Origin of the sequence: Thermococcus sp. (genome assembly GCF_027052235.1) — an archaeon.
Taxonomy (GTDB): Archaea; Methanobacteriota_B; Thermococci; order Thermococcales; family Thermococcaceae; genus Thermococcus.
On record NZ_JALUFF010000068.1, the window covers coordinates 1 to 11,518 of the forward strand.

Consider the following 11,518-nt stretch of genomic DNA (forward strand, 5'->3'; position numbering starts at 1 on the left):
CTTGAGGAGTTCTTCTCGAAGGGGGGCAAGATGAGAATTGTAATAGGTAACCAAACGAACAGGGAAACCTTCGAGCAGCTTAGCATGGTTTATCACTCCCTTGAGACCCTCCAAAGGATAAAACGCCGTGAGAAAAGCATAGAAACGAACTTTGACCAACAGAGCAAGGACATCGAAAAGAACGCCAACTTCATGGAGCAGACCGAGGAGAATGAGCAGTTCCTAAGGAGACTTGTGAGCTGGATTCAGAACGAGAAACTTGAGATTAAAATCTACGTCAAAGAGTTCATGCACGCCAAAGCGTATCTTTTCTATCCCTCAAGGCCGTCCGTAACCAGAATGGGGCTTGTGGGGTCAAGCAACTTCACGCTGGCGGGGTTCTCAGGCAACACTGAATTAAACGCCATCGTGCAGTCAACGCACTTCGAGAGCCTAAAAGAGTGGTACAATGAGATTTGGGAGGAGGCCCTTCCGTTCAACCCAAAGCTCCTCAAGATCATAGAAAATAGCTGGGCGGGCCAGGTTCCTGGCAACCTGCCCTCGCCGTGGGAAGTCCTGATTAGGGGTCTGTACGAGCTTTACAAGGAGGTACTAGAAAAGGACACTGGATTTCTCTTGAGAAAGCTGGAAAATGTGCTCTATGACTTCCAGAAGGATGCCGTTATGAGGGCAATATCCATCGTTAACAAGTACGGAGGAGTTCTAATAAGCGATGTCGTTGGTCTGGGTAAGAGCTACATAGGCTTAGCCCTCTTGGAGCACTTCTCACTTTTGGACCTTCTCCATGGACGCCCACGGGAAGTCGCGGTAATAGCTCCTCCAGGCCTAGTCCGCTACTGGGAAGGATTATTGTGGGAATACAACATTCCTGGGAGAGTGTTTTCATCCGGCCTGTTGCCCCGCAGGGAGTTATCGCCCGACAAGTACAAGGAAATGGAGGATTACATCAAGCGCGTTGGGACGGTCTTAGTGGATGAGGCCCATCATTACTCAAATCCAAGCACAAAATCCTACAAAAACCTCCAGGAGCTCGTCGCTGGCAAAAGGCTTATCCTTCTGACGGCGACACCGTACAGAAAGAGGTACAAGGACATAATAAGCCAGATTCGCCTTTTCCTCCCGGAGAGACGGCACCCCTTCCCGATAACGCCGCAGACGTGGGATGAGCTAACTAAGGCCATGGAACGGGGTGAAATAGACCCGTCATACGTATTCAGGGAGGTGCTGATACGAAGAACCAGATACGACATTCTCAAACTCTATGGGGGAGAGGGCAACTGTATTAAGGTAAAGAAAAACAAAAAGCTCTGCTTCCCCAAGAGAAAGCTGTCGGTGCTCACGTACACAATCTCAGAAGTTTATCCCGAAGACATCTACGAGTTGCTTTTGAACGGCATTTCTTCCATGAACTACGCCAGATTTGACCTTTACAACTACGTTCTGCCCCAGTTTCAGGACGCTGAGCCGTACAGGAGCTTATCCTCCGCTGGTAAAGGACTCAGGGGTATCATGAGGATTCTCTATCTGAAACGCTTGGAGAGCTCTTGGTATGCGATGTATCAGACCTTGAGTAGGGACCTAATAAAGACCAAGAACTTCATTAAATTCGTTCAGAATAACTTCATTCCAGCGGGAGACGAGTTCGACGATGTCCTGCTTGGAAAGGTTGGGGGTAATGAAGAGAGAGTTCTCGAGGACGATGAAGTGAAGACCCTTATCGAGAAATACAAGAAGGAGAACAAAGTCACTTACAAGGCGGGTGCCTTCAGGATTAAGAAACTTCTCGAGGATTTAGAACACGACGTGGAAATCTTGGAGTCAATGGAAAAGGCACTCAGGCCCCTCAAAAAGGAACTGGATGAGAATCCGGAGAAAGATCCGAAGCTCAGGAAACTGGCGGAGGAAATTGTGAAACTGAGACGGGGGGGCAAGAAAGTCCTTGTTTTCAGCGAGTTCGAGGAGACAGTTCAGTGGGTTCACTGGGGCCTCAAGAGGATACTCCCCGAGGATATCGCTCAAAAGATGGAATACGTGAGCTCTAACACCAAGGGAATAGCCAACAAAATAAGGCGCTTTGCTCCGAGATCTAACGGATACGGGGAAGAAATTGAGGAGTCTCAGGAACTCCACATCTTAATAGCGACCGATGTTCTCAGCGAGGGTCTCAACCTCCAGGATGCCAACGTGGTCGTAAACTACGACCTTCACTGGACCCCAATTAAGCTCATCCAGCGGATAGGTAGGGTCGATAGAATTGGGACGGAGCACGATGAGATTCTGGTCTACAACTTTTTCCCCGAGAGGAAGCTTGAGGAGAACCTTGGGCTCCTCCAAAAGGTCGAGAGAAGAATTCAAGAGTTCAGTAGAGCCCTTGGAACAGATGGAAAAATCCTCCAGGAGGAAGAGGAGTGGAATCCTTCGGCAATAAGGGCAATCTACGGAACTGAAGAGATAGAAAAAATAGAGGATGAATTCAGCGGTTCATTATTATCTGTTACAACGTTTGCGGAGAAGCTCCTGAGGGATTACAGGGAGGCAAATGAGGAAAGGTTCAATGAAATCATCAAAAGGTACTCAATGAGAAGCATTGCAAAGGTTCCCAAAAGAGGTGACCCAATGGCGTTCTTTGTCTGCAGTAATGGAGTGATGTCCCAATATTTTGTCTACCGCCTTGTGGACGGTGGGTGGAAACCCCAAAACGTTCCGATCGAACAACTGTTAAAAGATACTGGCTTAGAGGAGAACACGCCCCCGTACAACAGCAGTGAAGCCATGAAAACCTACCGCGTTGTCGCCGAGAAGGCATTATCCGACTTCAAGAAATTGCTAAAGATTGCCGAGAGCGAGCTTGAGTACACCCACAGGAAACCTTCAAAGATACCCTCTCAGATAAAACTCATACTCGGAAAAATCGACGAGAAAATCGCAAGAACCAAGAACCCTGGGGAAAAGGAGTATCTCAGTCAGCTCCGCGATTTGGTGTACTGGGGCTATCTGAACCATGAACCCTTCAAGAACGCGTTGCTTAAGGCCAAAGTAACAAAAAGAACTTCCAGGGATACTGTGGTAAACCTCTGCCAAGAGCTCGTTGAGCGGTTTGGCATAGCGGCACGCCGTAAGGCAGTCAAAGAGGAAATTAAAAAGCGCAGGATGGAGGGGGTTAAACCGCACATAGTCGCGGGGCTTCTCTTCGTTCCCAATGGTGAGGAGAGTTAAGGTTCTAATTTTTCATTTCTCCAGAAACATTATTTAACCTTTTAGTCACAACTATGAGGTTGGTGAGCAAGATGGAGGAAAAAGTTGTTGGTGTTACTTTCCCAGTCCCAAAGTGGTTTCTGGATAGGATACTCGAGGAGGGAAAGAGGGTCTTCGTCAAGCCTTCCACGCTGAGGGTTCAGCCCGGAATGAGGCTCGTTTTCTACGCGTCCAGAGAGTGTCAGGCCTGGCTCGGGGAGGCGGAAGTTGAAAGCGTTGAGTTCCTCAATAGTGTCGAGGAAATTATTAAGAAGTACGAAAAAGAGCTTTTCCTTACCCCAAAAGAGCTAAAGGAGTACGAGCGGGAACGCCAAAAGTGGCACTCCCGTGGGAGGAGGCCAAGGCCGTGGATGGTGCTCAGGTTGAAAAACATCAGAAAGTACCCGAAGCCTGTTAAGCCGCCAAGGTTCATAGCAGTCTCGGGAAGATACATCAAAGAAAAGGAGTACAGGGAAATTTTGCGGAAGGCTGGGGTTTAGGGAGATGTCTTCACTAGTTTGCTTTTGTTTTATTGTGCTGTTCCATCTCATGATGGAACAGATTTAGGGTATGCAAAGTTTAAATGGTTAGGCAAACCGTTTATTAATATTGAACGACTCTTCATTATTTGGGAATAGGTGAGGTTCTCCCGCCTGTCCCCTACTGCGGCCCCGGAAGGGGAATGAGTCGGTGTTGAAGCAGACGGTTTGGTGTCCTTTCAATGTTTTCTAAACTTTCCTTGTCGGCTTAAAGCAGAGCTTCAATCAGCTTGTAGTCCTCTTCTGATATTTCTCTCATCGCTTTGCCCATTAAGTGGCCGCTCCAGCGCTTCTTGTTGGTGATGAAGTTGAGCTTCGGAATGAGGGGCTTGAAGTCGAGCTCGCCAAGCTTTATCGGCTTAATCTTTACCCTGATTGGGTAAGTCTCGTTGAGGTGGGGCGGGCTCTTGAAGATTCTGCTTGAGTCCGTGTAGGGCTCGCTAACGACCTCAAAGATGCCGACGATCTTGGGTTCGAGAATCTCTTTGTTCTTCCTCTCCTGCTTGACGTAGAAGACGAGTTTATCACCGGGCTTGACCTTGGCGATGGTGTTTTTGTGCCTTTTGGCAACGCCCCAGACGTTCTTCTTTCTAACAACCTCCCAGTTGTCGCGATTAGTAATGCAGAGCCAGTATTTCATTGTGAGTCACCACAATAATCTATGTTGAATGCCTCAATAAAGATTTTCTTCCTGGGTACTATTTCAACTTCTTTAACACTACTCAGAAGAGTAAGTTCGAAATTAAAACTATTTAAACATACCGGTCAAAAATCTAAACGATTTTTTGACATTATTTTGTTAATAGGTGCGTTTAAAAGGCTAAATGACGAATCAAAGGACGGTGGGAGCTATGTATGCGTAGGGTGGGTGTAATCCAACTAAAATATCAACTGGAGGAGCTCAAGTATGTATTCACTAGTGAAGATGTCGAACAGCTACTCGCCGACTACGCTTCAACACACGACGTCTCGGAAGCATACATGAAGGAGTTTGAGAGATATGTTTGGCAGTTCCTAAAGTTCGTAAAAACTGGAAGGCTCGAATCAGGAAGTAGAATAAAAGCTCCCTCTGAAAGAGAGAAGTACGTGATATCGCGGGAAGTTTTGGTAGAATACGTAAAAGCTCTCAGCAAAGAGAAGTACTCAAACTCATCTCTGACTAAAAGATTGCAGGCAGTTGTTATTGTGCTGAGAAGATTGGGAGTATCGGAAGTATTTGTGGACGTATTGAAAGGCCCTTTGAGGCAGGCGAACATTGCTCGAAAAATTGAGCAGGAGGAGAATACTCCAAGCCTCACGCTTGAAGATGCTAGAGAGTTCTTCAAAAGGCTAGAAATGCTGTTTAAAATGAGGAGATTGAAGAAGAAGCAATATGTGAAGGCATTAGCGTTTGCAATACTCCTGTTTAGTACTGGCAGGAGAGTTAGCGAAGTAGTGCAAATTAAAGTAGAGGACATTGACTTTAAGACGCACACTATTAGGATCCGGGCTAGCCAGACAAAGGAGGGTAAATTACTCGGAATAGAAGGTCATAAGGTTGTGTTCATGACAAGAGAAGCAGAATACGTGCTCAAATACTACTTGAGACTTAACGATAATGAAATTAGACGACAGGAGGGATACTTATTTATGAAACCTGGGAAAAGAAGCTTGAAAGACACTTTTTTGCACAAGATAATCAAAAAGAGTAAGGACTTAGAGTACTTGGGGGCAAATTTGAATTTTATTGTTAGCGATGGAATACATAGGTTTGAACTAAAATACTTTAGAAAGTTGTTCGCGCAGGAGTGGGAAAGACAGGCCGAGAAAAAGGGACTGAACAACGAGAAAGTATTCGCAGCTGTTAGGAAATTAACTGGGCACAGACCTTCGAATGATGTGCACAGGATAAATTATGCCAAAATAACCAAGATAGAGCTCTGGAAATACTACAAAGAGCTTTATTACAATTTGAGCGTGCTTACAGAAGAACAGATAATTATGGTAGGCTTAGTAGAAGAAAAAGCCGTGTTAAAACCTGTGATAGCCCCTAAGCATAGTAGTGTGATGAGCATGGATGCAAACATTCCCATGCAACACCAAGAAGCAACAATGAGAACTCAAATGATGGTTTACACAGGTCTTTTGAACTAACTTCTTTTTTTATTCCATTGTTTGGGCTAAAAGGAAAGAGAAGAAAATCTCACAAATACTCACTCAAGCTCAAAACGAGTCAAGTTACAAATACTGTTTCACAGTTTGGGATTCAGCATTCAAATATTAAACTCTGAGTTTTTACCTGAAATTCTCGTTGAAATCTCGTTAATCCATTACATTGAATTTTGGAAATGAAAAGAATCTTAGCGGTGGTTAACTTATGAGTGGGGATATTTTAGCGGTTTTAGAGCTTAGAATAAAGGCTGCCAAAAAGAAAGTAAATAAGTATGCTATGGATAGTATTACTGCACGGAATGTAAGAGAAAAGTGTCAGAATGAGATTGAGTTGGCTTATTATCTGGGGAAGGCTGAAGCGTACATGGAAATCAAGGGGATACTCCTTGGAAGCTCTTATGTCACAGTTGAGCTCAGGGAGTTAATTGAAAGGGCTGCAGAGGAAGTATTGGAGTCCCATGTGCTAGAATATCTGAATGGGGTAGTTCATGGCACTGAACCTAGAAATGACTTTGAAGACGGGGTAGAAGCATTAAAACAACAACTTATTCGCCTTATTGATCCTCAAAGTATTGAGATTAATGTCGTTGCTAGGAATGAGAATCAAGAACAGCAAAAAGATGACAAAGATGGCTTTGAGTCGTGATTTTTTCTTTTTTCAAGCTTATAGCCCGCATCATACCCCAATCATAGCTGAAGTTAATTTCTATTTCTACTCAAACATTTGCTGGGGGTCTATCGTGGTTCGTATCCTGCAGCTAATTTCGAAATATCATATGAAAAGACGTTTAAATAAAATAAGGACCAAAAAGCCCTCATTATCGGAATATTACGCGATGTACTGTACAGGTAAGAAACTGAGAGAACTAACTTCAGATGATATTGAAAATGCAGAAAGAGAGCTGATACTCCTAGTTCTTAAATACTACCTCGATCTGAGGCTAACATGGGAAGACGTGGTGGAGAATCTCCTGAGAGACCTCCGTGAGTTCTACCTTTATTTTTGTAAGCGAAAAAAGCGTCTTAATGTTGAGACTGTAGAGGATATTCTAAGACTTGTTCGCAGCGACTATTCCATTAGAGAAATGCCAAGATGGTGCAAAAGCCCAGTTCCGCGGACAAGGCATGCCTTCCGGGCACTCCTGAAGAAAACAAAACCGAATGATATCCAAAGAGTCCTTGAGCTGGGTATTCTTTCGAGAGAGGAGATTCTGGAGGTCTATCAAAAAAGGAAGCGGAAACTAATCCCGGCTGTTCGGAAGGCCATAAAAGAAGTACTTAAACCAGAGAATTCCCTTCATAAAAAGCCCGTGGAAGTAAAAGTTTCAAAGAAAAAACGGGCAAGACGAATAGATGTTTTCAGGGCCTATCTCGAGGTAACTAATCAAGATTCAGTTTCCTATTTGAAACGCCTTGAGATTGAGCGTGAATTTAAAGTAATCCTTGCTAGGATTTGGTTCACTTCTAGGAACCGGGAGGAGAGACTGGAGAAACTCAATGAAGCCTTTCCGGGCCTAACAGGTAGAGTTGGATACACCAAACTTTGGGAGTACGTGAGGACTGAAATCAACGAGTTCATACTCGTTGAGGCATTATCATGCCAACAGATTGCTGATTACCTTAAACGAAACAAATGGAGGCTTGGAAGAAATCTAAAGAGGAAATTTGAAAAGGCCCTAAAGCTTCTAGGAAGGTCGTGCACATAGAGGATGTTGTTTTCTCAGAATTTTCTTCAAGTTAAATGAAATCAGAATAAATAATTCGACATAACGGATTCTTCAGCTGAATTTAATTTTCGATGCCCATACTTACAATGGGGGTGGTCCCATGTCTGAGGACTGTGTTAAATACTTCAAATGTGTTTGGTACCACAACCCGAAAGGGACCCTCCGAATCGAGACTCACACCAAGAATGAACTAGCAAGACTCGTTAAACGGAGGAGGCTTATGAAAGCCGTTGACCGTCATACAATAGGCGCAGTAGTATCTTTTATCAAAAATGAGCTAGTTAAAAGGGGCATGATCAGTGAGGCTAGCATGATAAATGCCGTCTTAGCAGAACATAATAAAATTGAAGTCTATTACAACGGAACTTCGATACTGATTGCGGTTGTGACGTATGCCACATTTGATTGTTTCTTGAATAACTGAATCCTTCTTTTTATTTTTAGTCGTGCCCATTTCCTTAAATTTTAGTATGGGGAAGTTTTAAGCTGTTTTATCCAGAAAAGAATGCTGAGAACATTCCAATTTTAGGGCTCCAGCACGGCAGTAATTCTCCGTTTATGGAGAGGAAACAGGAGAGAATTCAAATCGGGGGAATTTTGTGTCTCTGGGCAATCTTTGGGCAGTTACATTCTGCTTAGCTAAGGATAGGAACTTTTGGGCACTTTGGTCACCATAATAGATAGAGAAAAGAATAGAAATTAATAAAGATCAAAAACACAACATAATAGAAGGATTAGAGGCAATAAGAACATACACAAATACGTCGTTGATTAAGTCTGCTCTGCGATTTATCTGCGACTTAAAACTGTCCTTTCTCCTGTGTGTTTGTTCAATGTTTAGTATCCGTGGAACTGGTTTCCAAACCCTCCCAAAGCTTTTCAAACATGCCCAGCGCTTCCAAATTAACAAATCTCATTCTACACGGCTTTTTTAGCATTATTTAGCGCTCTATGGTTTTGGAATTCAAATTTTGCTGATAGCAGAATTTAATGTTCACCATGTTAGAGTTCCTGTTGGGGGATGAATATGGACAAAAGACAAAATTACCGCTCTAAAATACTTAATTATCTCTCTGACGTTAGGATAGCCACCAGAAATGAAATAATGAGAGCTACTGGAATCACGGGCAAAACCTTGACAAAGATGTTATCCCAACTAGTGGAAGACGGAGTCATTGAGTTAATCAGTGAAAACCCGTACACATATCGCTTCGTCAATAGGAATCTAATCCAGGTTGACTTCAATGAGATAGCAAACTACTATGACCTGAAGCTGTTTATCTTTAAAGAACTCAAAAATGCAGGCTGGAGGCTTAGCCCCAATCACCATGAGGTTGCTGCTATTGCACTTCTTTACTCGAAGTACACTGCCTTTCGAGTCTTGGTTTTTGGAAGTCAGGGCATTGGAAAAACGTCCCTTATTAAGTCAGTATTCGGTAAACTAGAGACCCCTCTGATAATTGAAGACTTACACTTAAAAAACATGTACGAGGTTGTTTCAACAATCAAAGATTCAACAAAAGTTATCGAACAGCAATACCGCCACCACTGGGGGTATGAGAGTCCCGCGAAGTTTGACAAATACCGCGTTGTTCCTTTGGCTCGGATTGGTCCTTCGGAATTCATCTTTAGGTTTGTTCCAGTTAGGGTCATCCAACCTACTACCCCCTCAGAAAGGCTGTTCAATCAGGTTTTCTTTGAGTTTCTAAACGTCCCAAAGCCAGTAATGCCCTCTCCAAAAGTTATGAGCAAATTAGAAAGTGAACTAAAAGAGTATGAGTTTTTCACAATCGACAATGATTCTCACTCTCAGGTTGCGGATATGATAAAATACGATGAAATGGTGAATTTTACCGATGATACCAGTGCTGAGTTTTACAGGATAAATGCCAAGTACGATGCAAAGAAACAGAATGACTTCTATCTGGCCAATTGGAAGGAGCTTTGGGAGATTAACAGTCTCTACCAGGATTTTAGGAGTGATCTTCAGCTTTGGAACAACATGCTGGAGGTTTTGAGGTTCAACCTGGCTTGGCTCAATGATACCGAAAAGGCCGTTGAGCAGACTGTTGATTTCATATTGGATATGTTCAGAACGTTCACCCTGGTACGAGAAAGATGACTCTACTGATGTACCTTCGTTAGCGGCTGAATACTAACCACTAGGGTCACTGTCTATGTGGTCTCGTGACCCAGCAGAAATTCGAACCACTCCACTCAATATTTTTAGCTAGGCACTATGTTTATTTAAGGTGGAGGCCAACATCCACATGGCCATAATCGGCCGTAGGACGTTAAAGCACGCCGTGGTGGCGGCCATGGTGACGAAGAGAAAAAGTTGGGAATTCGAACCAACCAATAGGGTCACAGGACCTGTGTGGGATCCCGCGACCCACTATGAAGAAGGGTCAGGAGAACCTTATTTGCCGGAAAACATGGAATTCTTCATGGAATTATTCAGCAGGGCAATGGGAGCTGTGTTTAGAGAGATTGCGGGGTTGTATGGTAGCCCCGCCGGGATTCGAACCCGGGTCGCGGGATCCAAAGTCCCGCATGCTTGGCCGCTACACCACGGGGCTGCCCGATAGGAAAAGTCCCTCCGGGCTTATAAACCTTAAGCCATAAAAAAATAGGGGTCAAACGATAAGCGACACCAGATTCCGGATAGCCTTCTCCGGGTCTTTGGCCTTAGTTACACCGCTCGCGAGGAGAACCCCGACCGTTCCAAGCTCAAGGGCCTTCTTTACGTCCTCTCCCGTTGATATTCCAGCCCCTGTGAGAACCTTTACTTCGGGGTTCACCTTCCTGACGAGCTCGACGGTGTTCGTTATTACCTCCGGCTTGGCCTTGCTGACCGGGATTCCCGTTCCTATGAGTTCGGGGGGCTCAACGGCCACGTAATCCGGGCCAAGGGCGGCAACAGCCGCCGAAACAGCCGGGTTGTTGGAGCAGACCATCGTCATTAGTCCAACTTCTTCAGCCCTCCTAATGCTCGCCTCAAGGTCCGCTAAAATCATCCTGTTCTCGGAGTGGTTGAGGAGTGTCCCAACAGCGCCAGCCTCCTTCACGGCCTCAGCTAAAACGTGTCCCGTGTGACTGCCCGGCTTTATCGGGTCGATGTGCTGGGCAAAGACCGGTATCTCGACGCTCTCCGCTATCATCCTCAGGTCGGCCAGCTGGGGTGCAACGACCATCGTTATTCCCGTCTCCTTCCAGACCTTTTCAGCGGCTTTCGCTATCGCCAGTGCCCTCTTTCCTGTGGCCTCTATGTATGTCTTGAAGTTTATCGCGATTATCGGCTCCTTAAGCTTCCCCATCGATATCACCGAAGGTGTTACGTTCCTTTACCTTAAACGTCTTTCGGGGAGTTCTGTTTCCACTGGAGAGGTCTGCCGAAGGGGTCTATAAGCCCGGCCCTTATGAGGGAGGAACTTATCTTCGGCCCTATCTGGCTCCTTATTATTGGTATCTTGACTATCTCAAGTGGCTTTAGGCCCCTCTCTTCCCTGGCGCGGTTTACAACCAGCGCGCCCTTGTAGGTCTCCTCGCTGACTACTATCGCTTCCAGACTCTTCATCCTGTCCGCGAAGCCTATGGCCGTGTGTATCTTGATGACGCGGTAGTTGGTGTAGCCGTTCACGTCGAAGAACTTGAGCAGGTCTCTAAGCCTCTCCCCGTAGGGAAGTATTTTCTCGGCGTAGGGCTTCTCCCTTATCATCTCGTCGGAAGTCAGGCCAATGTAGACGTATTTGCCAACTTCAAAGGCTTTCCTCAGCAGAGCCTTGTGGCCGAGGTGAAGCCTGTCGAAGGTGCCACCGACGACGACCTTGCGGTATTTCTTCATGGAGCATCCTTCTCGGGAGCACC

10 protein-coding genes and 1 tRNA gene are annotated in these 11,518 nt (G+C 45.1%); 7 read left to right on the plus strand and 4 right to left on the minus strand.

The window, feature by feature from the left end; translation table 11 throughout:
* The coding region (locus MVC73_RS09060) for a helicase-related protein (protein ID WP_297510033.1) at positions 1–3,216 on the plus strand (3,216 nt) is incomplete at its 5' end.
* Between the two features lie 71 nt (positions 3,217–3,287).
* Positions 3,288–3,734 (plus strand): DUF365 domain-containing protein, encoded by a 447-nt coding sequence (locus MVC73_RS09065; protein WP_297510240.1) that lies wholly within the window; start codon positions 3,288–3,290, stop codon positions 3,732–3,734.
* 247 nt (positions 3,735–3,981) lie between these two features.
* Here the strand turns inward: MVC73_RS09065 and MVC73_RS09070 are convergent, their stop codons facing one another.
* Positions 3,982–4,413: an EVE domain-containing protein gene (locus tag MVC73_RS09070; RefSeq protein ID WP_297510036.1), complete on the minus strand. Its 432-nt coding sequence runs from the start codon at positions 4,411–4,413 to the stop codon at positions 3,982–3,984.
* Positions 4,414–4,628: 215 nt separating this feature from the next.
* Here MVC73_RS09070 and MVC73_RS09075 point away from each other — a divergent pair, with 215 nt between their 5' ends.
* The 5 genes from MVC73_RS09075 to MVC73_RS09095 all read left to right on the plus strand — a co-directional run bounded on the left by MVC73_RS09075 (position 4,629) and on the right by MVC73_RS09095 (position 9,773).
* A complete protein-coding gene (locus MVC73_RS09075) occupies positions 4,629–5,906 on the plus strand; it encodes a site-specific integrase (RefSeq protein ID WP_297510040.1) in 1,278 nt (425 codons plus the stop codon).
* Positions 5,907–6,129: 223 nt separating this feature from the next.
* Positions 6,130–6,570 (plus strand): hypothetical protein, encoded by a 441-nt coding sequence (locus tag MVC73_RS09080; RefSeq protein WP_297510043.1) that lies wholly within the window; start codon positions 6,130–6,132, stop codon positions 6,568–6,570.
* A 94-nt stretch (positions 6,571–6,664) separates the two neighbouring features.
* Positions 6,665–7,630: a hypothetical protein gene (locus MVC73_RS09085; RefSeq protein ID WP_297510046.1), complete on the plus strand. Its 966-nt coding sequence runs from the start codon at positions 6,665–6,667 to the stop codon at positions 7,628–7,630.
* Between the two features lie 121 nt (positions 7,631–7,751).
* Positions 7,752–8,075, plus strand: a complete 324-nt coding sequence (locus MVC73_RS09090) for a hypothetical protein (protein WP_297510049.1) — start codon at positions 7,752–7,754, stop codon at positions 8,073–8,075.
* Positions 8,076–8,672: 597 nt separating this feature from the next.
* Positions 8,673–9,773 carry a winged helix-turn-helix domain-containing protein gene (locus MVC73_RS09095; RefSeq protein ID WP_297510052.1) on the plus strand — a complete coding sequence of 367 codons (1,101 nt, stop codon included), beginning with the start codon at positions 8,673–8,675 and terminating at the stop codon, positions 9,771–9,773.
* Between the two features lie 381 nt (positions 9,774–10,154).
* Here MVC73_RS09095 and MVC73_RS09100 read toward each other — a convergent pair.
* The 3 genes from MVC73_RS09100 to coaD form a co-directional block, all read right to left on the minus strand.
* Positions 10,155–10,230: transfer RNA gene (locus tag MVC73_RS09100), tRNA-Gln, on the minus strand.
* 57 nt (positions 10,231–10,287) lie between these two features.
* Positions 10,288–10,968, minus strand: coding sequence for a triose-phosphate isomerase (gene tpiA, locus MVC73_RS09105; protein WP_297510055.1), 681 nt, complete (start codon positions 10,966–10,968; stop codon positions 10,288–10,290).
* Between the two features lie 32 nt (positions 10,969–11,000).
* The gene (gene coaD, locus MVC73_RS09110) at positions 11,001–11,495 is read right to left on the minus strand and encodes a phosphopantetheine adenylyltransferase (protein WP_297510057.1); all 495 of its coding nucleotides are present in this window, start codon (positions 11,493–11,495) and stop codon (positions 11,001–11,003) included.
* Positions 11,496–11,518: the final 23 nt, after the last annotated feature.